This window comes from Streptomyces thermodiastaticus, from assembly GCF_014656135.1.
Taxonomy (GTDB): domain Bacteria; phylum Actinomycetota; class Actinomycetes; order Streptomycetales; family Streptomycetaceae; genus Streptomyces; species Streptomyces thermodiastaticus.
The window spans coordinates 100,404-126,614 of the sequence record NZ_BNBV01000020.1 but is presented as its reverse complement, the minus strand read 5'-3'; the positions used below and the strand labels follow the sequence as shown (position 1 = coordinate 126,614).

General features: G+C 70.1%; 22 protein-coding genes and 1 pseudogene. 10 read left to right on the top strand and 13 right to left on the bottom strand.

The window, feature by feature from the left end; all coding sequences use genetic code 11:
• Positions 1-168: pseudogene (locus tag IE286_RS18795) on the top strand (transposase family protein); the annotation flags it as partial.
• Positions 169-174: 6 nt separating this feature from the next.
• Here the strand turns inward: IE286_RS18795 and IE286_RS18790 are convergent.
• From IE286_RS18790 to IE286_RS18770, 5 genes are all read right to left on the bottom strand, one after another.
• The gene (locus IE286_RS18790) at positions 175-1,050 is read right to left on the bottom strand and encodes a nucleic acid/nucleotide deaminase domain-containing protein (protein WP_189797926.1); all 876 of its coding nucleotides are present in this window, start codon (positions 1,048-1,050) and stop codon (positions 175-177) included.
• Between the two features lie 646 nt (positions 1,051-1,696).
• A complete protein-coding gene (locus IE286_RS18785) occupies positions 1,697-2,551 on the bottom strand; it encodes a hypothetical protein (protein ID WP_189797925.1) in 855 nt (284 codons plus the stop codon).
• Positions 2,548-5,004, bottom strand: coding sequence for a hypothetical protein (locus tag IE286_RS27280; protein ID WP_372462565.1), 2,457 nt, complete (start codon positions 5,002-5,004; stop codon positions 2,548-2,550). Before IE286_RS27280 ends, IE286_RS18785 begins: the two co-directional genes overlap by 4 nt.
• A 347-nt stretch (positions 5,005-5,351) precedes the next feature.
• Positions 5,352-6,332 carry a Kelch repeat-containing protein gene (locus tag IE286_RS18775; RefSeq protein WP_189797924.1) on the bottom strand — a complete coding sequence of 327 codons (981 nt, stop codon included), beginning with the start codon at positions 6,330-6,332 and terminating at the stop codon, positions 5,352-5,354.
• 403 nt (positions 6,333-6,735) lie between these two features.
• Complete coding sequence (locus IE286_RS18770) at positions 6,736-7,815, bottom strand: DUF2690 domain-containing protein (protein ID WP_189797923.1); 1,080 nt, start codon at positions 7,813-7,815, stop codon at positions 6,736-6,738.
• Between the two features lie 207 nt (positions 7,816-8,022).
• Between IE286_RS18770 and IE286_RS27785 the strand changes: the two genes are divergently transcribed.
• Positions 8,023-9,723 carry a GH25 family lysozyme gene (locus IE286_RS27785; RefSeq protein WP_189797922.1) on the top strand — a complete coding sequence of 567 codons (1,701 nt, stop codon included), beginning with the start codon at positions 8,023-8,025 and terminating at the stop codon, positions 9,721-9,723.
• 206 nt (positions 9,724-9,929) lie between these two features.
• Positions 9,930-10,772, top strand: a complete 843-nt coding sequence (locus IE286_RS18760; RefSeq protein WP_189797921.1) for a peptidoglycan-binding domain-containing protein — start codon at positions 9,930-9,932, stop codon at positions 10,770-10,772.
• A 90-nt stretch (positions 10,773-10,862) separates the two neighbouring features.
• On the opposite strand, the gene IE286_RS18755 is transcribed toward IE286_RS18760, so the two are convergent.
• On the bottom strand, positions 10,863-11,093 hold the full coding sequence (locus IE286_RS18755; RefSeq protein WP_189797920.1) for a hypothetical protein: 231 nt from the start codon (positions 11,091-11,093) through the stop codon (positions 10,863-10,865).
• Positions 11,094-11,286: 193 nt separating this feature from the next.
• On the opposite strand from IE286_RS18755, the gene IE286_RS18750 reads away from it, so the two are divergent.
• Together IE286_RS18750 and IE286_RS18745 are read left to right on the top strand one after the other, a co-directional pair.
• Entirely contained in the window at positions 11,287-11,700 is a 414-nt protein-coding gene (locus IE286_RS18750; RefSeq protein ID WP_189797919.1) for a hypothetical protein, read from the top strand.
• Between the two features lie 5 nt (positions 11,701-11,705).
• Positions 11,706-14,384 (top strand): ParA family protein, encoded by a 2,679-nt coding sequence (locus IE286_RS18745; RefSeq protein WP_189797918.1) that lies wholly within the window; start codon positions 11,706-11,708, stop codon positions 14,382-14,384.
• A 58-nt stretch (positions 14,385-14,442) separates the two neighbouring features.
• Here the strand turns inward: IE286_RS18745 and IE286_RS18740 are convergent, their stop codons facing one another.
• Entirely contained in the window at positions 14,443-14,637 is a 195-nt protein-coding gene (locus IE286_RS18740; RefSeq protein ID WP_189797917.1) for a DUF397 domain-containing protein, read from the bottom strand.
• Entirely contained in the window at positions 14,634-15,467 is an 834-nt protein-coding gene (locus tag IE286_RS18735; RefSeq protein ID WP_189797916.1) for a helix-turn-helix domain-containing protein, read from the bottom strand. Before IE286_RS18735 ends, IE286_RS18740 begins: the two co-directional genes overlap by 4 nt.
• Before the next feature lie 129 nt (positions 15,468-15,596).
• On the opposite strand from IE286_RS18735, the gene IE286_RS18730 reads away from it, so the two are divergent.
• The 4 genes from IE286_RS18730 to hemB all read left to right on the top strand — a co-directional run bounded on the left by IE286_RS18730 (position 15,597) and on the right by hemB (position 19,048).
• Entirely contained in the window at positions 15,597-16,094 is a 498-nt protein-coding gene (locus tag IE286_RS18730) for an ATP-binding protein (protein WP_189797915.1), read from the top strand.
• Between the two features lie 278 nt (positions 16,095-16,372).
• Positions 16,373-17,500 (top strand): helix-turn-helix domain-containing protein, encoded by a 1,128-nt coding sequence (locus IE286_RS18725; protein ID WP_189797914.1) that lies wholly within the window; start codon positions 16,373-16,375, stop codon positions 17,498-17,500.
• 70 nt (positions 17,501-17,570) lie between these two features.
• Entirely contained in the window at positions 17,571-17,771 is a 201-nt protein-coding gene (locus tag IE286_RS18720; RefSeq protein ID WP_189797913.1) for a hypothetical protein, read from the top strand.
• Between the two features lie 284 nt (positions 17,772-18,055).
• On the top strand, positions 18,056-19,048 hold the full coding sequence (gene hemB, locus IE286_RS18715) for a porphobilinogen synthase (protein ID WP_189797912.1): 993 nt from the start codon (positions 18,056-18,058) through the stop codon (positions 19,046-19,048).
• Here the strand turns inward: hemB and IE286_RS18710 are convergent.
• Positions 19,012-19,329 (bottom strand): hypothetical protein, encoded by a 318-nt coding sequence (locus IE286_RS18710; protein ID WP_189797911.1) that lies wholly within the window; start codon positions 19,327-19,329, stop codon positions 19,012-19,014. The two genes, hemB and IE286_RS18710, sit on opposite strands and share 37 nt — an antisense overlap.
• A gap of 29 nt (positions 19,330-19,358) precedes the next feature.
• Positions 19,359-20,075 (bottom strand): DUF4232 domain-containing protein, encoded by a 717-nt coding sequence (locus tag IE286_RS18705; RefSeq protein ID WP_189797910.1) that lies wholly within the window; start codon positions 20,073-20,075, stop codon positions 19,359-19,361.
• Between the two features lie 221 nt (positions 20,076-20,296).
• Between IE286_RS18705 and IE286_RS18700 the strand changes: the two genes are divergently transcribed.
• On the top strand, positions 20,297-21,868 hold the full coding sequence (locus IE286_RS18700; protein ID WP_189797909.1) for a helix-turn-helix domain-containing protein: 1,572 nt from the start codon (positions 20,297-20,299) through the stop codon (positions 21,866-21,868).
• Positions 21,869-21,992: 124 nt separating this feature from the next.
• Here IE286_RS18700 and IE286_RS18695 read toward each other — a convergent pair whose 3' ends face one another.
• From IE286_RS18695 to argS, 3 genes are all read right to left on the bottom strand, one after another.
• The gene (locus IE286_RS18695) at positions 21,993-23,012 is read right to left on the bottom strand and encodes a helix-turn-helix domain-containing protein (protein WP_189797908.1); all 1,020 of its coding nucleotides are present in this window, start codon (positions 23,010-23,012) and stop codon (positions 21,993-21,995) included.
• Positions 23,009-23,872, bottom strand: a complete 864-nt coding sequence (locus tag IE286_RS18690; protein WP_189797907.1) for a peptidoglycan-binding protein — start codon at positions 23,870-23,872, stop codon at positions 23,009-23,011. The genes IE286_RS18695 and IE286_RS18690 overlap by 4 nt, the downstream gene beginning before the upstream one ends.
• Before the next feature lie 349 nt (positions 23,873-24,221).
• Positions 24,222-25,991: an arginine--tRNA ligase gene (gene argS, locus IE286_RS18685; protein ID WP_189797906.1), complete on the bottom strand. Its 1,770-nt coding sequence runs from the start codon at positions 25,989-25,991 to the stop codon at positions 24,222-24,224.
• Between the last annotated feature and the right edge of the window lie 220 nt (positions 25,992-26,211).

The following is a 26,211-nucleotide window of genomic DNA, read 5'->3' as shown; positions in this document are numbered from 1 at the left end:
CGTGACCCAGCGCACGGTCAACCGCGCGCCGGCCCGGGCCCGGGCACCCGTCGAGCGAGGCATGGCACGGCTGAAGTCCTGGCGGATCTTCCGCGCAGAGCCCGGTGCAGCCCCAACCGCATGACGTCAATCGCCGCAGCCGTCCTCACACTGGAGAGGCAACGCTGAAAAAGCTCACTGATCGCCCGCCTGCTGGGCAGCATGGGTGATCAGTTCCTTGAGGCCCTCTTCGCGGGATTCCGCGGTGGAGCCGTAGTCGAAGCTGTGGGTGAACTCGGCGTGCGGGAAGGTGGCCTGGAGCCATACGGCGCAGTAGTGGCCCGGCATCGTGCAGGGTTCGAGTTCGCAGTAGACGCGCCGGACTTGCTGGGGAGTGACCCCCTGGGCCTGGAGCCGGTGCCAGACCAGCTCCTCCGGGTGCGGTCGCCCGGGGCCGGTGGCGTCGGTGATGACCTGCTTGGTGCCCGTGTTGTCGATGTATTCGAAGGCGGAGGAGAAGGGGAAGTTAAGGGTGTGCCGCACGTCGTCCAGGACGCGGGGCCACCAGCTGTCCCGGTACTCGAAGGCGGCCGGGTCGATCTGGCGCAGCTCGGCGTTGAGCTCCCGGAACGCGGCGGCCGCCTCGGGCAGGCTGGTCGAGGCGGCGATCACCGGCATCCGGCGGTGCAGGGCGGTCAGCGAGGCGTTGAACTGCGGGATGCTGGAGCTGACGAACATGTCGTCTTCCTCCTGGCGCAGGAACACCGCCTGGATCGCACCGTCGGGTCGCACGCACAGCTGCGCCAGCGGATCCCTGCCGATGGGCAGCCAGTCCGCGATCTCGGCGGGAACCTGTATGCCATAGCGTGCGGCGCCGGTACCGAGCGTGGGTGCCTCGGTCCCGTCGGACGCCATGAAGTACGGCGCCACGTGCCGGGGCACGCCTGTGACCTCCAGGGCTTCGCGTGCGGAGTCGGGCAGCCGGATCTCGTGATCGCCGGGCACGGTGAAGCGGCGCATCCCGTCCACCCCGAAGTGGGCGACGGACGGGTCGGGGACACGCTCGGACATGGGGCTCCTTCTGGCGGTGGAGGCGATCTTGCTCAGACCTTAGAGCGCCCCTGTGACAGTGCCGGTTCGGCAGTTGGGGCAGTGGGACCGCTGCAGCTGGGACCGTGTCGGTCCGGCGGAGGCAGAACGCGACGGTCGAGGCCGGTGAACCCGGTGAGCCATCCGAGTGTTTCGTGCGGGCGAGGCCAGCGGAAGGCGCTCGATGACGACGTGGGGCCACGGACCCAAAGGCGGGGCACGCCGGACCGCGCCCCGCCATTGCGTGCGTTCTGGCGGACTTATGTCGTGTCGGTGGGTCCCGCCGTCGGGCCCGAACGGCAGTGACGGGTAGGGAACAGGGACTGACGCAGAGCTGGTCTGGTGACGGTTCGCGGGACACTGCCGTGGGTGTCATAGGGCGAGGCCCATTCTTCGTGGTTCTCGAAGTTCGATCCACCCGCCGCGAACGAGAAGAAGCCGACACTTTTATTTCAGCGCGGCTCCTGGTCGGCGTCTGTGGGGCACAGCCCTAGGCGAAGCCAAACCCCTCAGGAGGCCGGACGGACATCCCGGTCCTCGGTGCTAGGCAATGCGGCACAGAAATGAAAATTCAGCGCTCCTGCCGTGCTGTTTATCATCGGCCCACACGATGCGGCTGTGTGAAACCTCAATCGGTCGACCACGGTAGCAGGTGTGGACGGCGACGCCAGTACCACGGCCTACTTGTCAAGCGTGACGGGTCTTCGCTGATAGCGGAAGCTAGTGCCACGCCTCCATCGTCAATCGTGCGTTCGAGATAGCGCTGATCCAGTTCAGCCAAAATCTGCTGAACAGCATGATGCTCGTCCTTCTCGAGGCTGATCATAGCAAGCTCTAGTTTGTCGCGGTGTTCCAAATCCTCCCTATACATGCTGGCTGAGTACCATCCCTCAGGCGGCCAGTTGCTCTCCATGCGTACACACAGACGCTCCCAGCTCACCAACAGTCCACGCACCTTGCGTCTCTCACCACGAGATTCGCGGGGCAGTACGCTATCGCTCAGGGGCGTTCCGACGTCGTATGCGCGCACCACCTCTGGGAGATGATCAACCCGTACGTGAGGCATCCCGGGAATCTCTTCCTCTGCAACCTCAACTGATAGTCCAGACCCTGTGTCATCCAGCTCAGACACGCGAGCGAGCGTCAATCGCCCATCAGGGAAAGCTACCCTTCGAACCCAAGGGACCGTTTCTTTCCATGCAAAGAAAAACGGTTTATTGAATCGCTTTGCCAGGTGCAGGGCCAGTCCTTGCATTGTCGGCTTTTCCTTGACCTCTGCTGTTGCGTAAATTTCTAGTAGCCATGTCAAGTCGCCATCCAATGCTTCACAATCGCAGGTGATGAGGGCGTCCCAATTTCTGTCGTCCAGTGTCGAATGGTCCGAGACGTCTGTCTCGTGGATCGCGACTTTGAATGCCTCGGCCAGAATCGGTGGCAGATCTTCTGTGAACATGTCGCCGATAGTCAGGAGCGCGTACATCATCCGTAATACTTCCTATAAAGGTCAAGTGCCTTCTCGACGGCTTGCGGGTTCTCTCTAAAGAGGGGTGCCTTGCTGAACATCACCTCTACTCTTGACCAATCGCCGTTTGCTCTCATGATCTCCTTTAGGGCTCTGTATTCGACGCGATTCATTTCGACAAATCCCGGACCGTCCACGGGGAATATGCGGCCGCTAGGCTCAACGGCATACCTCCTGCCGTTGACGGTATAGCGCTGAGTTTCCGGGTCAAAGTCAGCTCGCCCTGCGGCAATCTCGGCAATGTCCTGTCGGACTTCCTCTTTGACCTCGGGTAGAATCACTGTGTTTTTTTCATCGGGGCGCCCATGCCGCACGCCACTGAGGTCGTGCCGTGCATTGGGGTATAGGAGGGTCTTTCCACGGGCAGGTCCCGCGATATCGTCAGCGGCTGGCCACTCCTTCGCTGGCGGCGCCTGTATACCCTCGGTAGTGCTTCGAGAATCCCTTCCGGGTTCCGCCTCCTGGTCCGTCACCTCGCTGGACGCCTCGTTGCTGCTACCGCTGAAGTCCGATTCCTCGGAAGCGTCGCTTGGCTGTGGCTCATGTCCGCCGCTGCCCCCGTCATGACTTGTGATGCTAGTGCCCTCTGTGTGACCTGCCTTGCCCTCATCGAGGGTTGAAGCTGCCGACTCGTGTACGGCAGGCTGTCCCGCTCCTTGTTCATGAGTGCTGTTAGCTGGCACGTGACTGCCGGAGATGTGATTGTCCGTGTCGCCCGGCAGGTCGGCGCTGGCATGGACGGTTGGAACGTCGTCGGCCATGTGCATGGTGAGGACGTTGCTGTCGGCGTGGACGATGGGGGTAGTTGGTACGTCGTCGCCGACGCGGCTGATGTCGCCGAGGTCGAGGTCCAGGCTGTTGCCGAGGCGGATGTGGTGGCCGGCCTGTTCGGCGGTGTGGACGCCCGCGGCTGCCATGGCGGGCTGTGTGACCGGGGCGGGCGTGTGCGGGGAGTTCGCGCCGGCGGCCGGGGTGCGGGACTCAGGCCGGGGCTTGTCGACGACGTCGACGGGTGCCTGGTCGGCGTGCTGGACGATGTGGCCTTGGTGGTCGAGCAGGTTGCCGTGCGGGTCCATGTACTGGGCCGGGGACCCGTCCACGCTCGGCAGTTTCATCGTGCCCTCGGGCAGCACGGGGACGTCGTGGGGCAGCTCGATGGTGCCGTTGGGTAATTGGGTTGCGCCCTGCGGGATGGGGGAGCCCTCGGGCAGGTGGACCGTGCCGTCGGGCAGGTGGACGGTGCCTTCGGGCAGGGTGATGGCGTTGTCCGGGAGGGTGGGGATGTCGATGTTGCCGACGCCTCTCAGTCCCTTGGCGATGTCGCCGATCTTCGACAACCCCGCACCCGCGCCCTTGGCAATGTAGGTCATCGGGTCGATGAAGTGACCCGCCTTGCCCGCGAGCGAGATCGCCCGGGCGGCCGCACCGGCCTTCCCCGCATCCGAGGCCGCACCGCCGGCGCCACCGGTGAAGACGGTGGTCAGCACGTTGAAGGTGACGGCTCCGGCGGCGCGGGCGGGGTTCTTGCTCCACTCGTCCCAGGCGACCAGGGCCTTGCCGGTCTCCTTCATCGCGGTACGCGAGTCACGGATCCAGGACGGCAGCTTGTCGTCGGGGAGAGTCCAGAAGGCCGCGCCCACACCCGGGATCGCGGTCAGGGCGATGCCGGTGGCGAGCTGGGCGAGGCCTTTCCACGCCTGCCCCATGGCCTTCCAGCCGCCGAACCCGACCAGCGTGCCCAGGCCCTTGATCGTCCCCCACACGCCGTCGACGATCAGACCGTCCCACACAAATGACTTGACCCAGTGACCGACCTCCCACCAGTGGTGCTTCTCCTCGACAGGGTCACCCCAGGGAAGCTTCGCGTTCTTCAGGTCTTCGGCGTTGAACCCGTACTGGTTCTTCTTGTCCGACCCGTCCCCGGCGACCATCTGCGTGCCGTGCCACAGTGCGGTGATCTTGTTGTGGCAGGTGCGCTCGGCCGCCCAGAACGCGGCCACGGTCTGGGTGATCTCGTCCCGGATTCGGTTGTGCTGGTCAACCTTGTCCTCATCGTCGTTCCAGTCGTCGTCGTTCTCGAACTCGTTGACGAACGCGGTCGCCTCGCGCTTGAGGTTTTCCAGCTTCTTCACCAAAGGCCGGACCTCTGACGCATACGCCGCCAGCGCGCTGGAGACGGTCTCGAGATCGCCTGCGAAGGTGTCTGTCCGCTCTTTGACTGGCTGTGTCGTGGCGAACAACTGCTCGGCCTCGGGCGCGGTGTAGTACGCCGACAGGCCCTGGAAACGGTTGTGAACGTCCGCGCCTGTGCTCCGGACATGACCTGCATCCTTCGCCAGCGCCGCACAGTCCCGCTCCAGTGCATCCAGGTCACCCGTGAAGTGCGGGATCTCTTCCGGGTCGAGAATGTGCACCCGACTCCCCCCGGGGTTACTCGACAGATGTCATCGATTCGAGCACTTCGAGCGTAGTTGGGTTGTGGATCTACTTCTATCGGGAGACCGTGGAACGCAGTCGCTGGGCGGTCTGATGAGGTGCGGAGAAGCTCAAGTCGGCGAGTCCTGTGCGACAGGACGGGGCGTCAGACGCAGGCGGCCACGCTGTCTCCAGCGGCCGCGTGCGGCGGTGTGACGAAGGAGTTCGGCGACTGCTTCGTTGCGCACCATCTCTCAGCCCCCTACAGGGGAGCCACCGATCCGCGAAGGCGGGGCGTGCTGCCGTGCACGCCCCGCCTGCAGGTGTCATGCCGTCACCTTTGCTGTCAGCCGGCGCGCAGCACCTGCGTCGTGTCGGAGATCTGGTCGGCGGACGGCGTGGGGCGGCCACCGACGACGTAGAGAGCGGAGCCGTCACTGGTGGAGCCGCCGCGGGCCTCGGCTGCCGGCGAGGCGGGCAGGGCGGACCAGGTGTCGGTCGCCGGGTCGTAGGACCAGCCCCGGTTCGTCACCGAGCTCAGGCCGGTGCCGGCGAGGCCGCCCTGGACCAGGAACCGGCCGTTCACCGCGCCCGACGCCGCGGCCATGGTGTTTGCGGGCAGATCCGCGATGGGAGACCAGGTGTCCTGGGCGGGGTCGTAGGAGTAGGCGCTGTTCAGCACGGAGGTGCGGGTGTCGCCGCCGGCGCAGTAGATCATGTCCGCGAGCACGGCGCAGGAGACGAAGGCGGCCTTGACCGGGTAGGCGGCCTTTGTGGTCCAGGTGTCGGTGGCCGGGTCGTACGCGGTGACCGTGTCGGTCATCGTGCAGGTGCTGTCGGTGCAGCCGCCGATCGTGTAGAGCGTGTCGTTCACAACCGCTGTCCCCGCTGCCGCGGCCGGGGCGGGGTTGGTTGCGGCGGTCTTCCAGGTGTCGGAGGCCGGGTCGTAGACGTTGGTCGTGCCCGTCGGCTGGAGGGAGAGGTCCCAGCCGCCGGTGACGTAGAACCTGTTGCCGATGAAGGCGCCCGAGGCGTTCTCCCGGGACACCGGGATGCTGGCTCGCTGGGTCCAGCCGCTGCCCGGGGTGTAGGCGAACGTGGCGGCTGTCCGTGCGGTGCCGGTGGTGCCGGACACGGAGTACAGGGTCCCGTCGTGGATGCCGACAACGTTGTCCTCGATCGGGGTCGGGTAGGCAGGCAGGGTGGACCAAGAGGCTGCGGCCTGCGTGCCAACGGCCATGGCGGGAGCGGCGCCGGTCAGGGCGAGGACGGCAGCGCCGACCGCGGCACCGACGGCGAGTGAGCGGGCGCTGCGAAGGCGGTTCACGGGACGCACGGGATGGTTCTCTTTCCTCGGCGAGATTCGGGTGTATGTGCACGATCGCGCAGTACAGGAGGCGGGAGAAGGGCGATTGTGTCGGACTGTTCTGCCCGCCTGGGGTGAGTGTTTCACCGACTTCCTGCTCTGCAACCGTGATTGATGTGACACGGCGTCAGGTCAACAGTGAGGGGCTGCGGTGCGTACACGTTTGATCCGCCGACTGGGCTGATCGGGGAACGTGTGGCCCGCACCCCCGTCCGAGAGGAAGCCGGGGTGCGGGCCACGATCGTGGCCGGTGGCCGGTGTCCGGTGCCCGTGTGCGGCGAAGTGACCGTGGCGGCTTTGTGAGGGAGACGGTGACGGCGCTCGCCGCGCACCGTGATGCGGCGCGCTGCGGTGACGCGTTGCGTCAGCTGCTCCTCGCCGAGACGGCGGCGGGCGTCACGGGTCCCCGGTGGGTGGCGCAGACGGTGCCGCGGTCCTGGATGATGGCGCAGGCCTTCGCGTCCTCCGGGGTGTCGACGACGAGCATCAGGGTGTGGGCGTCGCGGCCGTACTGCTGGCGGTACTCCTCCGAGTGGCCGTCCCGGTGGGTGACGGTGACCCGGTCGCCGGCGAACGTGTGGCTCATCTTCGCCCAGACCGTCCCACAGGACGGGCTGTGCCGCAGCTCGATCGTCGCCCCGTACTTCTGGCCGCTGTAGGCGGTGACCGCGTCGTCGGCACAGTGCGTGCGGGCCGGGTCCAGCGCGGCGCAGGTCGCGCCGTGGCAGCTGATGGTGGGTGAAGGCTGGACGGTTATCGGTGCGGCCGTCGTGGCGGGTGGTGCGGCCGCCTGTCCGCCGGGCGTGTCGTCGGCGTTCGCGCTCATGATCCACACCGTGATGCTTGCTCCTAAGGCGAGCACTCCGGCGGCGCCCAGCAGCAGTGAGCCGAGGCTGAAGCGGCGGCCGACCGGAGCCGGCGGGGCGGCTGCTGCAGCCGGGGTGGCCGGAGTGGCCGGAGTGGTCGAGGAGGGCTGCGGAGGAGCGGGCGCGGTCTCCGCCGCTGACGGCGATGGCGCCTGCGTGTCCGTGCTCCGTGCGGCCGTCTTCGGTGCCCCTGCGGACGTCTCCGTCTGCCATGCGGAGGTCTCCGCCTTCCGTGCGGACTCCTGCGCTGCCAGGGCCGCATCCCACAGGGCGAGGAGCCGGTGGCGGCCGACGACTTCAGGGGCGGCCTCGGCGAAGCTGACCAGGGCGTCCCGGCGCGGCAGCCGGGTCTGGGTGCACCAGCGGTTCCAAGTGCTGGAGGAGGCGTTCGTCCTGCGGCCCAGCACGTGGTACGACCAGCTGAGCTCGGCCATGCACCGGCGGATCGCCGCGATCAGTTCGACGAGCTCCGGCGACGGCTCGTCGGCGGTGGTGTCCCGAGTGCCGTCGGCCGTCCCGTCGCCGATCCCGTCCTGACCCGGCCCGTCATGTCCCGCGGGTGTCCCGAACTGTCCCACGACTCCCCCATCACATCAGAAATACGCTGGTCAATGACTCGTGTGTCCCAATGTGACCCACTTTCACCATGACTCTAGCGCTGGGACAACGGGACGGTCATCTTCCTCTCCCGAGCCGCACGGACCGCGGCGAACCGACCTCAACCAGCCTCCTGCCCCCGGCTCTTGGGCCGGTGTCCGGGCGGGCGGCCGACGGGAGGAAGAGAAGTGAACTGGACGAGCAGGAAGAAGAAGACCGCCGGCTGGGCGAGCGCCGTGGTCGCGACCGGAGGGATGATCTTCGCGGGTATCACCGTGCTCCCCGCGGACGCCGCCTCGCCCTCCTCGTACGCGGTCAAGGGCGTCGACGTCAGCCACCACAACCACAGCAACGGCAGCGCCATCGACTGGAACCGGGTCCGTTCCTCCGGCCAGCAGTTCGCCTTCATCAAGGCCACTGAGGGCGCCGACGTGCAGGACCCGTGGTTCAGCCGTGACCTGCGCGGCGCACGGCAGGCCGGCCTGCCCCACGGCCCGTACCACTTCTACGGCCGCACCCCGGCGGCCGACCAGGCCCGCAACTTCCTCACCACGGTGAAGGCGGCCGGCTACACGGGCAAGGCCGCGGGCGAACTGCCCCCGGTGCTCGACCTCGAAGAGACAGGCGGCAAGTGCCCCGCCAACTTCAGCACCGCCGGCGTGCGCACCTTCCTCAACACCGTCACCTCGCAGCTGGGCGTGAAGCCGATCGTCTACACCACGAAGGCGTTCGTGGATGCCTGCATGGGCGGCGACGGCTCGGTGTTCGCCGGGCATGTGATGTGGCAGCCCCGGTACAAGAGCGGCTCCAACGAGCCCGCGCCGGTGCCAGGCGCCGTGCAGGGCTGGAAGATCTGGCAGTACGCGGAGAACGGCAGCGTGCCGGGTATCCCGTCCAACGGCCACGTCGACCTGAACGTCTTCCGCGGATCGCTCGCCGAGCTCCGTCGGCTCGCGCACCTGAGCGGAAACGGCGGCGGCACCGCGCCGTCCACTCAGGCACCGGTCACCGGAGCGCCCGTGCTGAAGACGAACAGCCGCGGCACCGACGTCGTCACCGCGCAGCTGCTCCTGAACGCCGCCGGGGCGCGCCTGGACGCAGACGGCGTCTACGGACCGAAGACGGTGGCCGCGGTGAAGTCCTTCCAGTCCGCCCATGGCCTGGACGCCGACGGGATGGTCGGTCCGAAGACCTGGGGAGCCCTGATCGTCACCCTCAAGCAGGGGGCCCGGGGCCCGGCGGTCACGGCCCTGCAGCACCAGCTCAACGACTCCGGCGCCCAGCTGCGCACCGACGGCATCTTCGGCTCCGGCACCGCGGCCGCCGTCCGTTCCTTCCAGAGCACGAAGGGTCTGCAGGCCGACGGCATCGCCGGTCCCCGGACGTGGAGCGCCCTGCTCACCGACCGCAGCGGCGGCGGCTCCGGCACGCCCGCCACGGGTGACGCCGTCGCCCTGGCCAAGCAGCTGCTGAAGACCCCGGGCATCACGTTCGCCCGTGCGCACTCCGAGACCCGGCACAGCGGTTCCACCGCCTACGCCAACATCGTCGACATGGCCGCCGGCAAGGGCGCGCTGACCAGCCCGCAGAGCCACGTCGGGGCCAGGCGTGTCCAGCTCGATCCGCGGATGCTGCGCGGCCTGCTGACCCTGCGCAACTCCTACGGGTACCGCATGAACGTCAGCGAGTTCGTGGGCGGTGTCCACAGCAAGAACTCCCGCCACTACCGGGGTCTCAGCTTCGACGTCAACGAGATCAACGGCATCCACGTCGGCAGCGGCGCACCGCACCGCGCCTTCATGACGGCCTGCCGCAAGCTCGGTGCGACCGAGGTCCTCGGCCCGGGCGACAAGGGTCACAGCACCCACGTCCACTGCGCCTGGAAGTGACCGGTCTCCAGCAGCGCTGACCACACCTTGCACGTGAACGGGCGGGGCACCGCGCACACGCACCGGTGCCCCGCCCCGTTCCCATGGCCCCCAACGGCCCCTTCAGGCCTACCGGCCCCCGACAACCCTTCAGGCCTACCGGCCCCTTCAAGCCCCTTCAAGCCCCTTCACGGCCCCTGATCGCACAGGAGAGGACCGAGGACCGCATGACCGGCAACGCCCCCGCCTCGGCCGCACGACGGCTGGCCGACTGGCTCCGCAGCCGCCCCTTGGTGCTGGCCATTTTCGTCATCGCCGCCCTGACCATGGCGGCCTCCGCCTACCAGAACGCCCAGGGCCGCGCCGACAGCCCACCGCTCCCGGCGGCCGCACCACCCGCCGAGGACTGCGTGTCGTACGACGCCTGCGACCCGAACGCGGACGGCTTCGGCGACCTGGAGCCCACCGATAACGCCCAGGACACCGAGGACACCCGGGAATCCACGCCGACCGCCGACCCGTACGTCCCGCAGGACCCCGGCACGATCGGTGGCGCATCCGGTGCATCGCCCGGTCCCGGAACAGGGGACGCGTCCCCCGGCGGCCCCGGCTCGGGGAACGCGCAGACGCCGCGCCCCGGCCGCCGCAGCTGGCCGGTCGTCAAGCCCGGCGACCGCGGCGAAACCGTCGCCGCGATCCAGCTCCTCCTGACCGCCCACGGCTACCGCACCGCACCCGACGCGGCCTACGGCCCGGCGACCAAGAGCCAGGTCACCGTCTACCAGCGCGACCGTTCCCTCACCGACGACGGCATCACCGGCCCCGACACCTGGCACGCCCTGATACTCACCGTCCGCGCCGGCGACCGCGGACCCGCCGTGACCGCCGTGCAGCGCCTGCTCACCGTCCACGGCCACCCTGTGCCGGCGAACGGCACCTTCGACGACGCGACCACCCAGGCGGTCACCGCCTACCAGACCGCCCACGCCCTCGCACCCGACGGCGTCGTCGGCCCGGACACCTGGTCCGCGCTGGTGGCCCCCGCCCAGGATCAGCAGCAGGGAGCGTAGGGGCACCGCTCCCGGCGCCGGGCAGGGGACGGCCGTGGCGGCACGGAACGGCACGGGACGGCATGGAACGGCACGGGACGGACGGACCCGTCAGGACTGCACCATCAGCCTGTCGGGAGCCACGCCGCTGTGAGCCCAGGCCGCGGCGACTTTCCCGGCCACGGCTCGGTAGAGCATGTCCTCCACCCCGTCGTCGGTGGAGGTCGTCCCGGCGTCCTTGTCCAACAGCAGGATCCGCGTGGCGCCTGCGACGTCCGTGTACGCGTAGCGGACGCGCCGCTCGTCTTCCTCGGTCTTCTCGACGCGTGCGTACAGGGCCATCGTTCCGTTCTCCCGTGGGGCCGGCGTACAGAGGCAGGGCTGCTGCGGAGGTCCTCCAGGCTGCAGAAGGACCGGCTTCCGGGCATCCGGAATGACGGGCTCAGTGGTCACACCGCTGATCGGCCGGATCCACAACCGGCAGCCCGGACGCCGGTCACGCGGCGGTGTCAGTACCCCCGGCTACTCTCGCGGCATGGTCGAGGTGGGGGTGAGTGAGCTGCGTCGCAGCCGCGACAGACTGGAGAGGCAGGCGAAGGCCGCCGAGGGCGCGGGGGAAGCGGCGACGAGTGGGCTGCTGCTGTTCTACGCCGTGGAGTGCGCATTGAAGGCGGAGTTGCTGCGCAGCGTTCTGCACCGCAACGACACGTCCGGGTTGCCCAGTGACCTGCGGTCGCACGACCTGCGACGACTGGCCAAGGCGCTGAAGCTCAAGGCGCCCGAGGCCGCGGACCCGCTGCGGTGCCGGCGGCGCAGGGGCGGCGGCTGGATCGAGTGCCGTGAGCTGCACGAAGCATGGCGTTATGGTGCGGAACTGCGTGCGGAAGACCAGAAGGCGGCGCTGGAATCGCTGAAAGCGCTCCTGAGCGATGCCAGGAAGGGGAGGTGAGCGTGGTGGCCGACAAGCTCTTCACCTGGGCCGATGTGGACGCCCGCCTGGCGCAGTCCGCGGCCGACGGCAGGTGGCCCGCGTGGCTGATGGAGGCCGATGCCTGGTGGGACGGCCTGGAGCTGTCCGTGCGTCCTGGCACCACCCGGGCCGAGGCCCGGGAGTGGCTGGATGGTCTGTTCGGACTCGGTTCCGTCTCCGAGGAGGAGGGGATTCTCGAACTGGCCCTCGACCGGCCGTCCTCTCACATCCCCGCAGCACTGGAAGTACGGCTGATCGAGGAGAGTCAGCGCACGCGCGTCGCACGGCGTCCCCGGCTCGGTGAGCGGCGGATCGTCCGCGAACTGGGGGAGCTGCTGCCGCGTCCGGAGAGCGATGAACTCCCCGGCGGCAGGCAGATGATCGCGTTCCACTCCTTCAAGGGCGGTGTGGGGCGCACCCTGCACGCCGTAGCGCTGGCCGATCACCTGGCGCAGCGAGGGCAGCACGTGCTTCTCGTCGACGCCGACCTCGAGGCGCCGGGCATCACCTGGATGTATCAGGCCCAGCGCGGCCGTTGCGACATCGCGTACGAGGATCTTCTCGCTCTCCTGCACTCCGCTCAGGAAGGAGACGCTACGGAGGCGGTGGGGATCGCCGCGGCGTATCTGCCCAACCAGCGGGTGTCCAGGTATCCCGGCACCGGATGTGTGACCGTGTTGCCCGCCAGCCGTCGCGCCCGGTTCGGTCCGCCCCGGATCGCTCCGGCCGACCTGCTGACCGAGGACCGCTCACCGTACTTCCTGAGTGAATCACTCGCCCGGCTCGCGGTGGCGGCCGAAGCGGACACCGTGGTCCTCGACCTCCGTGCCGGCGCGTCGGAACTCGCCGCGCCGATCCTGCTCGACCCGCGCGTCATGCGCGTCTTCGTCACCACGATCAGCAGCCAGTCCCTGCACGGCACCGAGAAGCTGATCCGCCAGCTGGGCTCTCAGTCACCGGCCCGCGCCGGGGTGGATCCCGCGCCGGGTGCCGTCATCACGCAGTACCGGCCGGACGTGCACGACGGCCACGCCGAGCAGGCGCGGGCACGGCTGTCCGACGCGCTGTCGTCGATGCTGACCGTGCCGCCGGAGGCTGCGGACGGTGCCGCCGACCCGGACGACCTGGCCGTCGACGAACAGGTGCTCACCGAGCCGGTGCTCAGCCGCTTCCGTGAGGAACTGCTGGCCCTGCCGGAGAGCTGGGACGCCGTGGTGGAGGTCGTCCGCCGGTGCGGTCTTCCCGGTCTGCTGGAGGAGTTCGCTCCCGGCACGGTGCTCGCCGGCGGTCCTCAGGAGGAACCGGAGACGCTGGACGACCGACGGCGCGGTCTGGAGCGCAGCGCGGACCGTCTGGTCTATGCCGAGCAACGCGGCATGGACGTCGGCCTGACGTTCCTGACCACCGAACCGGTACGGCGGCTCATCGCCGACCACAGCACCGACCTGCCCGTCGCGGTCGTGGTGGGTGCGAAGGGGTCGGGGAAGACGTTCACCTTCGCGCGCCTGTGCGCGCAGAAGACGTGGCAGGCCTTCGCCACGGAGAACGGCCAGCACGTCCAGCGGCAGGCGCGTGTCGTGCCCGTACTCGACCCTGCCAACATGTCGGAGCCCCGGCCGGGTGTGCCCTCACCCCAGGAACTGCGTGACGCGGCGGCCGGCGGACTCGGCATCACCGCCGACGAGATCCGCACCCGTCTCAACGCCGGACTGCGCCACGAACGCGCGGACGACGAGGAGTTCTGGCGGAGCCGTTGGCTGGAGTGCCTGGCCAGGGCGGCGGGCGCAGCCGAGGGCGAGCCCGCCGAGGCGTTCCTCATCAACGTCAACCAGAAGCGTGAGGGCACCCTGTTCGTCATCGACGGACTGGAGGACTGGCTGGAGACGCTGGACTCCGAGGCCAAACGCATCGCCCTGCGCGTGCTGCTCAGGGAGGTCCCGGACTGGCTGCGGCGGCTGCGCAGCCGTTCGCTCGGACTCGTGGTCTTCGTACGGCAGGACCTCGTCCGTGCGGCGATCCGCCAGAACCTCGGGCAGTTCCTGTACCGCTACTCGCCCTACGAGCTGCGCTGGGACACCGAGGACGCGCTGCGGCTGTCTCTGTGGGTGGCGGTCAACGCCGGTGCGGTGACCGCGCCGGACACACCGATCGCGGACATGGGCTTCGAAGAAATCGTCCGCTCCTTGCTGCCCCTGTGGGGGGCGAAGCTGGGCACGGACTCCTCGCGGGAGGCGTGGACCGAGCGGTGGGTACCGGCGGCGCTCGGTGACTTCAAGAAGCAGATCCAGGCACGGGATGTCGTCCGTTTCCTCTGCGAGGCGGCCAAGGCGTCGGTGGGGGACAGCCGTTGGTCCGACCGCGTTCTCACCCCGGCGGCGATGCGCAAGGCGCTGGGCGAGTGCAGCCGGGCGAAAGTCGAGGAGATCAACCAGGAGAATCCCCGGCTGGGCAAGCTGTTCAAGGAGATGGAGAGCTTCTCGGAGAAGGTCAAGATGCCGTTCGAGGCGTCCGATGTGGGTCTGAAGGCCGATGACGTAGAAGCCTTGGAGGAGTGGGGAGCTCTGGCCCGGGACGCCGACGGGCGGTACCGCATGCCCGAGATCTATCGCCATGCCCTGGGCTTCCGCACCCATGGAAGGGCCCGAGTGGTCAAGGGTCTGTGAAGGGAGGCGGCCGCGCTTCTGTGCCCGGCGCAGGGGCGCGGCCGCCGTTCAGGGTGCGTCAGTGCGCGGCGGCGTGGGGCAGGAACGCCGCCCAGGCGGCGGGAGTGAGGGTGAGGCGTGGGCCGGTGGGGTTCTTGGAGTCGCGGATGAGGACGGCATCTGACACGTGCCCCACCTCAACGCAGTCCGGACCCTCGTCTGTGCTGTAGCTGCTCTTGATCCACTGCGGCTTTGGGGCGTTCTCGCAGGTCATGTCTCTCCAAGCACCTTCTCGATGAGGGCCATTGACTCTCGTGTGCTGAGAGCCTGTGCCCGGATGATCCCATAGCGCATGTCGAGGAGCTGCACCTCTTTCGGATTGGTGATCACGCGGCTGATGTGCTGCACCTCCACGTGCCCGGCTGTGGTGCCGTTTTTCAGCCTGAGCAGTCTGAACGAGCCGGCGAGCCCGGGGTTCTCCTCGTGCCCGAGCGGCAGCACCTGAAGATCCACGTTGCGGAACTGTGCTACGTCCAACAATCGCTCGAGCTGCCTACGCATGACCATTCTGCCCCCGATGGGGCGCCGAAGTGTCGACTCGCATTGGACAAAACTGAAGACAGGGTGTGCCGAAGCGTCATCGAGGATTGCCTGACGTGCCACACGGGCTGCAAGCCGCTGCTCCAGCTCCTCGGCGGTGAAGGGTGGGCGCCGTGCGCTGAACATGGACCGTGCGTACTCCTCGGTCTGCAACAACCCATGGATGACAGCGTTGTTGTAGGCACACAGCTCTACAGCGTCCGCCTCCAGCTTCTTCAGGTCCCGCACCTTCTTCGGATACCGGACCTCGGCCAGGTCCTTCTTCATCGCCGCGATCTTGCCGTTCGCCTCCAGGACTTTGTCCGCCGCGTCGAGATACTCGGGCCGGGGGATGCGCCGGCCTCTCTCCACCGAGGAGACCAGTTCCTCGCCGTAGCCGATGGCCGCGCCGAACTCCGCCTGGGTGAGGCCGGCGGCCTCCCGCCACAGCTTGAGCTGGCGTGCGACCGCCCGTACCACGGCGCCTGCCTCCTCGTCCTCCGGGTTCACGGCCTCGATGCTCATGCCCGCGCCCTCCCGTCGCGTCCTCTCCGGTCCAACCCCCGCGCTTCTCGCCCGGTCACCCCGTACAGCCCGGACGGGACCGGACGCGACGCGGACACCGAGCAACCGCACGGGCAGCCATTCTTCACTATGCGCTGCGGTTCGGACACGGTGAGTGATGTGAATCAGCATGACCAGCGCACCGTCAGCGTGCAGGCGCCCCTGCGCCAGTTCGCCGTACCGCTCTCCGCCACCCGCCGCGGCGCCCGGCTTGCTCGATTGCTCGCCGCCGAACGTCTGCGTGCGTGGGGGCTGCCGGTGGAACCGGCCGACCTGATCGTCGCGGAGCTGGCCGCGAACGCCGTGCTGCATGGGAGGGTTCCGGGCCGCAGTTTCCGGCTCGGTCTCTCGGTGACCGTTCAGGGCGTCCTGTGCATCGAGGTCACCGACGCGCGCGGGGAGGTCCTCCCGGCTCGCCGACGCGCTGCCGTCGAGCCGGTGGAATCCGGTCACGGTCTCTTGCTCGTCGAGGAGTTGGCCGATCGCTGGGGTGTGCGCAGCGGCCCGGTGCCGTGCAAGACGGTGTGGGCGGAACTCCACATCGCCCGGGTGTCGGCGCACGACGCACCGCAGCCGGGAAGGGGGTGACCCGGTGGTGCTGCGGCCGGGGCTGCGGGCGGTAAAAGACCAAAGAACTGGGGGAAATTACCAACCAACCCCACCAAACCTGGCATCCGTCACTCGGGCGGGTGAATGTGGGCGGTCCGGGTGGCGGGGCGGTGGCTGGGGCGTGCAGGCTCACCCCCGAGGCGGCGAGGCATATGCACCGCGCCCACCGCACTCACGACCCCAGACGCAAATCGGCCCCCGCCGGGACAGCACTCCCAGTGCGAGGGCCTGACCAACGAGGAAGCAAGGCCTTCCCCATGGCTGAGCAGAAGATTAACGCTGCCCTGCGCCCGATTCAGGCGCTTCGGCGATCCACCACCCACTCCGGTGTCACCCACGTACGCACGTACCAGTCCGGGCAGTACGTCGTCGTCGGCAACCACCTCGCCCAGCACAGCCAGTTGTCGCTGACCGCCATCGGGCTGGCGACCCACATGATGTCGGTGCCCGAGGGCACCCCGGTCGACATCCGCAGCCTCGCCGAGCGCTTTCCCGAGGGGCGGGACCGGATCGCGGCGGCGCTGCGGGAGCTGGAGGCGCACGGGTATCTGGAACGGGTCCGTGAGCACACGGCAGCGGGCCGGCTGATCACGCGAACGTACGTGCATCACGCGCCCGTTGCTGTTGCTGCCGCCGCAGCTCCGCCGCTGCGTTTTGCCGCACGCCCTGCGGCGAGCCATCGCGGTGCCGAGCGGCGGGCCGGTACGGAGACCCACCCTCCGGCGGTGCCCGAGGAGGACGACCAGCCTGCTTGCCCGCAGCCGTCGTCCGAAACGCCGTCGTCCGAAACGCCGTCGTCCGAAACGCCGTCGTCCGAAACGGAGGAGCCGGTGCCGGCGGCCGCGGCGTCACCGGCAGCACCGGCGACGACGGAGACGATGGAGGCGACGGCCGAGCACGCGGCGGTGCCTCCGGCCCAGCTCTCGCACGAGCACGCTGCCCGTGACCGCCGGTACGACAAGGCGGTCGCTCTCCTCGCCGGACTGCGCCGTACGGACGACCGTCTCATCCTGTCCCGCCGGGACGTGGAACGGCTCGTGCCGGCCGTGACCGCGTGGTTCGACAGCGGGGCGTCGGCCGCGGTGATCCATCAGGCCCTCACCGGCGGCCTGCCCGTCGACTTGAGGAACCCGGCGAAGCTGATCGCCTACCGCCTGGCCGAACTGCTGCCGATGCCGCTGCCCGCTCGTCCGGCACCGTCGTCGGACGGCGCCGCGCCGGGGCAGGAGTCGCGTCGGCCGGATCCGTTCCAGACCTGCGACGGGTGCGAACGCGCCTTCCGCGCCCCGCATCCGGGGCTGTGCCGTGACTGCCGCGCGGACCGAGCGGACAGAGCGGACGGAGCGGACGGAGCGGCGATGGGCGGGAACGTGTGTGCGGCGTGAGCGGGTCCTCGCGGTGCGGCCGTTCGGTCGGACGCCGAGGAGTGTCAGACCCTCCGCCTACCGTGGCCCTATGGACATGAACAACCCGCAGGACGTCGATGCTGCGTTCTGGGCGCAGATGCTGGGCGTCACGATCAGCGAAGAGCCACCCGCACCAAACTCGCCGCTCGGCCGCGTACGGGCGTTCACCGAGCGGTACGGCGAGGAGGCGCTGCGGCCCGAGCACATACGGGCGGCCATCGAGGGGCGTCCGCTCCTGCCTCCGGAGTGAGTGCCACGACGTCATCGGCTGCGTGACGTCATCGGCTCAGGTCTTCGGTAGCAGGCGGAGACAGGACCAACGCTCGATGCCCGGGCGGTCCGCGCGACCCTTGCGGGGACCGTACAGCTGTTGGTCAGTACGGACGGGTCGAGTGCTCTGGTGTACGCACCGTTTCCCCGGCAGGGCGGTCCGGAGATCGTGGTGCCGACCGACGTGGGAGAGGGCTGAGCAAGGGCTGGACGCCGACGCGGCGTCGGCAAATGCACCAGGTGTGCGGGCGTAGCGTAGACGTCATGACGAAGTACGGATCCTTTCCCGGTACACGTCCTCGTCGGCTGCGCACCACGCCCGCGATGCGCCGCATGGTCGCCGAGACCCGGCTGCACCCGGCGGACCTGATCCTGCCCGCGTTCGTGCGGGAGGGCGTGAGCGAGCCGGTGCCGATCGAGGCGATGCCCGGGGTCGTGCAGCACACGCGCGACAGCCTGAAGAAGGCCGCCGCCGAGGCGGTGGAGGCCGGGATCTCCGGGATCATGCTCTTCGGCGTGCCGGAGGAGTCCAAGAAGGACGCCGTGGGGACGGCCGGGACCGACCCGGACGGGATCCTGCAGGTCGCGCTGCGCGACGTGCGTGCCGAGGTCGGCGACGACCTGCTCGTCATGTCGGATCTGTGCCTGGACGAGTTCACCGACCACGGGCACTGCGGTGTGCTGGACGCCCAGGGGAGGGTGGACAACGACGCCACGCTGGAGCGGTACGCCGAGATGGCCCAGGTGCAGGCCGACGCCGGGGCCCACATCGTGGGCCCCAGCGGCATGATGGACGGGCAGATCGGTGTGATCCGTGATGCTCTGGACCAGATCGGGCGGGAGGACGTCGCGATCCTCGCCTACACCGCCAAGTACTCGTCCGCGTTCTACGGCCCCTTCCGCGAGGCCGTCGGCTCCTCGCTGCGGGGCGACCGGAAGACCTACCAGCAGGACCCCGCCAACCTGCGGGAGTCGCTGCGCGAGCTGGCCCTCGACCTCGAAGAGGGCGCCGACATGGTGATGGTCAAGCCCGCCGGTCCCTACCTCGACATCCTCGCCCGGGTCGCCGACGCCGTGGACGTGCCCGTCGCGGCGTACCAGATCTCCGGGGAGTACTCCATGATCGAGGCCGCGGCCGAGAAAGGCTGGGTCGACCGCGACCGGGCCATCCTGGAGACGCTGACCGGCATCAAGCGGGCCGGTGCGCGCAACATCCTCACCTACTGGGCCGTCGAGGTCGCGCGGAAGCTGCACTGAGGTTCAAGGGCGCGCTGAGGGTGCTCGGCGCGCTCCACGCGCCGGCCGGTGTCCGGCCGCGGTGACGCCGCACCCGAGGGTGCGGCGCACCAGCGCGCCATGGACCGTGACACCGACACCGAGGACGGGCCCTCGTCCCGCAGGCCCTGGCCGTCGTAGCAGCCGGTCAGGGCCGCGCCCGTGATCAGGACGAACGCCGTCGCGGTGAGCAGACGGGCGCGCGAGCCGGACCGGGCGCGGGTGCGCGTGCGGACGTGGCTGTCGGCACAGTGCGCGGGCATGGTGCTCCCCTGACGTCTTCTGCGGTGGCTCAGTACTCCAGGGCCTGGTCCATCGACGTCAGCCAGTACGTCACCGTCAGGCTGTCGTCGACGTAGACACCGTCGGAGGGCAGCGCGACCGTGGCGATCGAGCCGTCCTCGAACGGAACGGTCAGCGAGTGCACGGTGTGGCCGTTGTCGGCGCTGCCGTCGCCGGCCGACAGCAGGACGCCGGCGTAGGCGGACTTGCCCGGCTCGATCACGGTCAGCGACTGCGGCTTGGTGGACTCGGCCACCGGCGGCACCGACTGGGCGTCGCCGAAGCGGGCCGCCGGGTACGGGGGCAGCACGCACGCCGCCGAGCCGGTGTTGGTCGCGGTGAGCAGCAGGTGGTTGATCGGGCGGGACACCACGGTGGCCTTGATCTTCGTGGTGCCGGCGGTGCACTGGGCCGGCTTGCCGGAGTCCTCGCTACCGCCCTGGGCGGCGGAGCCGGCGCTGCCCGCGCTGCTGCCCTTGGCGCCGGAGGTGCCGGCGCCGCCGGTTTCGTGGGAGGCGTTCGTCGCGCCCTTGCCCGCCGTGCCCGCGGTGGTCTGCGTGGCCGAGCCGCCGGAGGAGGCGGGCGCGGTGGCGGCCGTCGGGGTGGTGTCGCTGCCCGCGTTGTCCGTCCCGCTCTCGCAGGCGGTCAGGGACAGGGTGGCGGCGCAGAGCGCGGCGGTCGCGAAGAGACGGGTGCGGGTGATGCGGCGTGCGGTGCGAACAGACATGGGAAATCCCCCGGGTCGTGTGAAGGAAATGTGGTTGGTGAGGTGCCGTTCGGTTGGTTGGCCGAGGCGGCGTCCTCGGTGGTCAACAGCTTGTGGGAAGATCCGTTCCAGCTGCCAGCGACGCCGCGATATGCGGGACGCTGGAACGCTGGAATGGCTCTGACCTGGGTGAACAAGGTCCGCCTGGAATGCGGGCGTGAGACGGGGGGAGGGAGAGAAGGGTGGCGGGGGAGGAGTTCGCCGAGCTTCTGCGCGAGCTGAAAGAGCGGTCCGGGCTCAGTTACGGGGCGCTCGGCAAACGGCTGCACATGAGTGCGTCCACGGTGCACCGCTACGTCAACGGGGACGTCGTACCGACGGAGTACGCCCCCGTCGAGCGGCTGGCCCGCATCTGCCGGGCGACACCCGAGGAACTGGTCGAACTGCACCGGCGCTGGGTCCGTGCGGACGTGCTGCGGGGCGTCGAGCGGCCGGCCAAGGAGCGGGGCACGGCAGCCTTGGGTGCGGCGGCCGCGGAGCCGCGGCAGGGCGGCACTGCGGGCAAGGCCACAGCCGGTGAGGCCACGGCCGGCGAGGCGGTCACCGCCGCGACCGGCCGCGGCGCGGACGCTGAGAAGACAGGCGAGGAGACCGCCGGAGACGGCGACGCGGCGGACCGTGAGCGGGGCCGCGGGGCGGCCGCTGCGGCGAGCGAGGACAGCGAGGACGCGATCGCCACAAGCGGTGGCGCCGTCGCCGGCGGTGCCGCGGCCGTCGAGGGCGCGGGCCGGGCGGAGGACGCGGAGCGCGGCGACGAGCCGGTCGTCGTGCCGGCCGTCGAAGTGACCACCGTGGGCGGTGGTGCACAGCCCGGGGACGCGGCGGGTCCCGCGCGGCGGTTCCGGAAGAAGAAGTGGTCCACGGCGGTGCTCGCCGGGACGGGGATCGTGGCCGTGGCCGCGGCGACGGCCCTCGTGGTGAATCTGGTGCCGAGGGACTCCGAGCGGGCGAGCACGGTGCGGGACGCCGCGGTGACCGCGTCCGCCGCGCACGCGAGCGCCTCGCACAGCACCTCGCCCAGCCCCTCGGCGTCGCGGTCCGGGAAGAAGGACGGGAGCACGCCGAGCGCCACCGCGTCCGACCGCGCGCAGCGGACTCCCGGGGCGGGGAGCAGACCGGCCGGAGCCGCCGGCGGTCCGGACACGGACCAGGTGCCGGCGGTGCCCGTCACGGTGAACACCATGCCCTACTACTGGGACGTGCCCTGCGAGCAGAGCATGCTGGTCGACCGCAGTCCGCAGAACGTTCCGCCGCCGCCGGCGCAGCAGGACGCGGAGGGCTGGGTCGCCGCGATGGGCGCGGTCGCCGCCGACCACCAGACGGTGGCGCTGACCATCCAGGGCACCGGCGCGCAGACCGTCGTGCTGCAGGACCTGCATGTGCGCGTGGTCGGCAGCGGCGCCCCGCTGACGTGGAGCAAGTACGCGATGGGCGACGGCTGCGGCGGCGGTGTGGACACCGCCGCCTTCGACATCGCGCTCGACGCGGGCAACCCGCTGGTCCAGCCGATCGCCGGGCAGCGTCCGTTCCCGTACAAGGTGAGCGAGTCCGACCCCGAGGTGTTCTACGTCAAGGCCCACACCAGCGGGCACGACGTGCGCTGGTACCTGGAGCTGGACTGGTCCAGCGGCAGCCGGCACGGCACCGTGCGGATCGACGACCACGGCAAGCCCTTCCGCACCAGCGCCTCCGGGAAGAAGTACTACGCGATGCCGCTGGGCCAGAGCGACTGGGAGGTGATCGAGGGCTCCTGAGCCGTCCGGGGCCGGCCGTCGGGCGCGGGCGCCGCGGCGGTCGTGCCGCGCCCGCAGCCGGGGGCCGGGGCGTACGCCGGTGTCACCCCTGTCGTCGGCGGTGGGTGCGCGGCCTGCGCCGGTGTCACCGCGTCGCCGGCGGTGTGTGCGAGGCCTTGGGCCGCACCCGGCCGGTGAAGCACTCCGTCCTGCCGCCGCCCGCCGGATGGAAGCAGGCGCGCAGCAGTGTGCCGGGGCGGGCCGCGGTCATCGGGGTGTACACGTAGGACGCGGCGTCGATGCTGTCGCGCACCGTGACGGTGCGGGTGGGCCCGCCCGCGGTCATGGTGAGCCGGTCGCCGATCCGTGAGTGCCAGATCCGGGCCCAGCCGGCCCGGCACTGCTCGTGGTAGCGCAGCTCCAGCCGGGCGTCCGTGGCCGTGCGGTACGAGGCGACGGTGACCAGGTGGAGGGCGCAGCCCAGCTGCATCGGGTCCCGGCCCTCGCAGGACGTTCCGCGGCAGCGGGGTCCGGGGGAGGCCGGCGGTGCGGACAGCGACGGCCGGGGCGGCGCCTCGCGGTGCGGCAGCACCGCCAGTGCGGCGGCCAGGCTGCCGACGGTCACCGCGCACACCGACACCAGCACCGCCAGCGCGGCACCGCCCCGCCGCCGGAACCACCCGGACCGCCGCGGCCGGGCGGGGCCGTCGGCCGAGGCGGCTCCGGCGGCCGCGTCAGGGGAGCCGGACGGTGCCGCGGAGCCCGACGGTGCCGGGGAGCCGGACGATGCCGGGGAGCCCGACGGTGGCGGCGCGGTGGCGTCGGGCGGGGCCGGGGCCGGCGTTGCGGGCGGCGCGGCCGAGCGGCGGGACCACTCGGACTCCGCGATCTCCCACAGCGCCAGACAGCGTCCCGCCGGTTCGCGGGCCAGCAGGCACAGGTCCTCCACGGCGCGGCGCGGCGGCAGCGTCTTGCCGTTGAGATAGCGCTCCCAGGAGGACTTGCTGTAGGTGGTCCGCTGCGCCAGGGCCGCCAGGCTCAGACCGGTGCGCTGCCGCAGCTGACGGAGCGCGGCGGTCAGCCGGGCCAGCTCCGGGGACGGCGACGGCGCGGACGCGGCGGACGAGGAGCGGGACGGCGGTGCCGGCCGGTCGGGTGCTGTCATCCCCGCAACACCCGCCAGGTGTGGGGGCCGACGATGCCGTCCACCACCAGCCCGGCGTGATGCTGGAGGCGTTTGACGGCGCTCTGCGTCCTCGGCCCGTAGATGCCGTCCACCTCGCCGGGGTCGAACCCGGCCCGGCGCAGCAGGCACTGGGCCTCGGCGATGTCCGGCCCGGCCAGGCCGGTGTCGAGGATGGCGTCCTGGGTGCGGCTGTTGCCCGCGTACCACGCGCCGTCGTGCCGTTGGAAGCGGCAGGTGTACGTGGGCCGGGACGGCGAGGGTGCCGCCGCCTGAAGCGCGGGGGTGGAGGCGGCGGTGCGTGCGGCCTCGGGGCCGTCGCCGCCGGAGTACCGGGTGAGCACCAGGATCACCGAGGAGACGGCCAGCACCAGGGTGACCACCGCCGCCACGGCCGCGATGTGCAGTGCGCGGCCGCGCGGCCGCCGCCATGCCGGTCCGGTCACCACGTCGTCCGGCAGGCCGGTGCCGTCCGTGCTCCTGTTCCCGGTGCCGTCCGTCCTCTCGTGCCGTGCCCCGGCGGGTGCGGCACGGCCTCCGGCCGCCTGCGGGGGCGCGCCGGCATGCCCGCGTGCGCGTTCCCACGCGTCCGCGGCGACCTCGTACAGGGCCAGCAGCCGGGTCGGGTCGCCGGCGCCGATCCTGGCGAGGGCCTCGACGGCGTCCCTCGGCGGCAGCGACCGGCCGCCGAGATACCGTTCCCACGACTTCGCGCTGTATCCCGTCTTCGCCGCCAGTTGCCGCAGGCTCAGCCCGCTGTGGTCCTTCAGCCGCCGCAGGGCCACCACCAGCTGACGGACCCGTGGATGCAGATCGGCAGGCAGCTCTCTCCACCGCGACATGTTCCCCCACTTGCGTTCCCCTGGTCCTGGTGCCGGACCTTTACGGATACTGCCCCGGCGGAGAGGACCCGTACCGGTCCGTAATTCCCGCACCGGGGCGAATCCGGCCACTCGCGGCCGTGTCCGCCGTCCCGCCGTGCCGTCTCCCGTGACGGCATTTTCGCTGGTCAGCGCGTGGGACGTCCCGTAAGGCCGTCATCCGGGGCCGGGCTGTGGCGGGCCGGGCCGGCCCCGGTGCAGTCTCGTTCGCGGGGAGTCGGCCGCGGCAGCCGGACACGACGCAGGGCGGCGTCCTGCGGGGGAGGACGCCGCCCTGCGTCGTGGTGATGAGTGATGCGGACGCGACGGGTCAGAGCCGCTCGGGCGTCCGGATGCCCAGCAGGGCCATGCCCTGGTGCAGGGTGCGGGCCGTGAGGTCCACCAGGAACAGGCGGTTCTCCACCTGCTCGGGGGTGTCGGCCTTCAGCACCGGGCACTGGTCGTAGAACGCCGTCAGCAGCGTCGCCAGCTGGTACAGATAGGCGGCCAGCTTGTGCGGCTCCCAGGAGGCCGCGACCTCCAGGACCGTCTCGCCGAACTGGTCCAGCTGCAGGCCCAGCGCCCGCTCCGCCGGGGCCAGTTCCAGTTCCGGGTGGGCGACCGGGCGGGCTTCGCCGGCCTTGCGGAGGATGGACTGGATCCGGGCATAGGCGTACTGGAGGTAGACGGAGGTGTCGCCGTTGAGCGAGACCATCTGGTCCAGGTCGAACTTGTAGTCGCGCACGGCGGACGTGGACAGGTCGGCGTACTTCACCGCGCCGATGCCGACGTACCGGCCGTTCTCGACGATCTCCTCCTCGGACAGGCCGACCTTCTCGGCCTTCTCCCGGACCACGGCTGTGGCCCGCTCCACCGCCTCGTCGAGCAGGTCCTCCAGCTTGACCGTCTCGCCCTCGCGGGTCTTGAACGGCTTGCCGTCCTTGCCGAGCACGGTGCCGAACGCCAGCTGGTGGGCGCGGACGCCGTCACCGAGCCAGCCGGCCCGGCGGGCGGTCTCGAAGACCATCTTGAAGTGCAGCGACTGGCGGGCGTCCACCACGTACAGCAGGGTGTCCGCCTTGAGGTCGAACACGCGGTCGCGGATCGCGGACAGGTCGGTGGCCGCGTAGCCGTAGCCGCCGTCGGACTTCTGCACGATCAGCGGGACCGGCTTGCCGTCGGGGCCCTTGACGTCGTCGAAGAACACGCACAGCGCGCCCTCGGAGCGGACCGCGACACCGGACTCCTCCAGCAGCCGGCAGGTCTCCGCGAGCATGTCGTTGTACCCGGACTCGCCGACGATGTCGGCGTCGCGGATCTCCATGTCCAGCTTCTCGAAGACGGAGTAGAAGTAGATCTTCGACTCGTCGACGAACTTCTGCCACATGGCGAGCGTGTGCGGGTCGCCGGCCTGGAGGTCCACCACGCGGCGCCGGGCGCGGGTCTTGAACTCCTCGTCGGAGTCGAACAGCTTGCGCGCGGCCTTGTAGAGGCGGTCGAGGTTCGACATCGCCTCCTCGCCGCTCACCGTGCCGGCCTTGTGGTCCAGCTCGTGCGGGTGCTCGTCCAGGTACTGGATGAGCATGCCGAACTGGGTGCCCCAGTCGCCGATGTGGTGCCGGCGGATCACCGTCTCGCCGGTGAACTCCAGCAGCTTCACCACCGCGTCGCCGATCACCGCCGACCGCAGATGGCCGACGTGCATCTCCTTGGCGACGTTCGGCTGCGCGTAGTCGATCACGGTGGTGCCGGTGCGCTCGGCGTGCGGCACGCCCAGCCGGCCGGCCGGGTCCGCGGCACGCGCGGCGAGGTTCTCCATGATCGCCTTGTCGGTGACCGTGATGTTCAGGAAGCCGGGGCCGGAGACCTCGACCTGCTGGATCACGTCACCGCCGACGACGCGCTCGACGACCTGCGTCGCCAGCTCTCGCGGGTTCGCCTTCGCCTTCTTCGCCAGCGCCAGGATGCCGTTGGCCTGGAAGTCAGCCCGGTCGCTGCGTCGCAGCAGCGGGTCCGCGTCGGCGTGCTCCGGCAGGGCTGCCGTGAGAGCGTTCGCGAGGCGCTGGTGGACGGCGGATGTGAGGGACGTGACCGAGGCCATAGGAATGGGTGCCGTTCTCCTCGTGGGAATGGATAGACGCGCCCAGTATCCCACGGGGGGCAAAGCCAGTTTTTTCGTCCGGCGCCCGCCCCGCCCCGGACGTCTCGCCCCGCCGGTGAAATGGCGTTTTCGTGGAAGTCGGGGCGCCTGGGACAATGGCACCGGCCGGGCCGCGGCCGGCGGGCGACCCGCCGGGCGCCCGTGGAGAGCCGGACGGCCT

What these genes read in the sequence shown, in the direction of transcription:
- IE286_RS18760 (WP_189797921.1), top strand. Translation starts at nt 9,930, where the DNA reads ATGACCGGCAACGCCCCCGCCTCGGCCGCACGACGGCTGGCCGACTGG.
- hemB (WP_189797912.1), top strand. Translation starts at nt 18,056, where the DNA reads ATGACGAAGTACGGATCCTTTCCCGGTACACGTCCTCGTCGGCTGCGC.
- IE286_RS18790 (WP_189797926.1), bottom strand. Translation starts at nt 1,050, where the DNA reads ATGTCCGAGCGTGTCCCCGACCCGTCCGTCGCCCACTTCGGGGTGGAC.
- IE286_RS18755 (WP_189797920.1), bottom strand. Translation starts at nt 11,093, where the DNA reads ATGGCCCTGTACGCACGCGTCGAGAAGACCGAGGAAGACGAGCGGCGC.
- IE286_RS18730 (WP_189797915.1), top strand. Translation starts at nt 15,597, where the DNA reads ATGCGCTGCGGTTCGGACACGGTGAGTGATGTGAATCAGCATGACCAG.
- IE286_RS18740 (WP_189797917.1), bottom strand. Translation starts at nt 14,637, where the DNA reads ATGACCTGCGAGAACGCCCCAAAGCCGCAGTGGATCAAGAGCAGCTAC.
- argS (WP_189797906.1), bottom strand. Translation starts at nt 25,991, where the DNA reads ATGGCCTCGGTCACGTCCCTCACATCCGCCGTCCACCAGCGCCTCGCG.
- IE286_RS18750 (WP_189797919.1), top strand. Translation starts at nt 11,287, where the DNA reads ATGGTCGAGGTGGGGGTGAGTGAGCTGCGTCGCAGCCGCGACAGACTG.
- IE286_RS18735 (WP_189797916.1), bottom strand. Translation starts at nt 15,467, where the DNA reads ATGAGCATCGAGGCCGTGAACCCGGAGGACGAGGAGGCAGGCGCCGTG.
- IE286_RS18690 (WP_189797907.1), bottom strand. Translation starts at nt 23,872, where the DNA reads ATGTCGCGGTGGAGAGAGCTGCCTGCCGATCTGCATCCACGGGTCCGT.
- IE286_RS18710 (WP_189797911.1), bottom strand. Translation starts at nt 19,329, where the DNA reads ATGCCCGCGCACTGTGCCGACAGCCACGTCCGCACGCGCACCCGCGCC.
- IE286_RS18720 (WP_189797913.1), top strand. Translation starts at nt 17,571, where the DNA reads ATGGACATGAACAACCCGCAGGACGTCGATGCTGCGTTCTGGGCGCAG.
- IE286_RS18725 (WP_189797914.1), top strand. Translation starts at nt 16,373, where the DNA reads ATGGCTGAGCAGAAGATTAACGCTGCCCTGCGCCCGATTCAGGCGCTT.
- IE286_RS18695 (WP_189797908.1), bottom strand. Translation starts at nt 23,012, where the DNA reads ATGACAGCACCCGACCGGCCGGCACCGCCGTCCCGCTCCTCGTCCGCC.
- IE286_RS18705 (WP_189797910.1), bottom strand. Translation starts at nt 20,075, where the DNA reads ATGTCTGTTCGCACCGCACGCCGCATCACCCGCACCCGTCTCTTCGCG.
- IE286_RS18785 (WP_189797925.1), bottom strand. Translation starts at nt 2,551, where the DNA reads ATGATGTACGCGCTCCTGACTATCGGCGACATGTTCACAGAAGATCTG.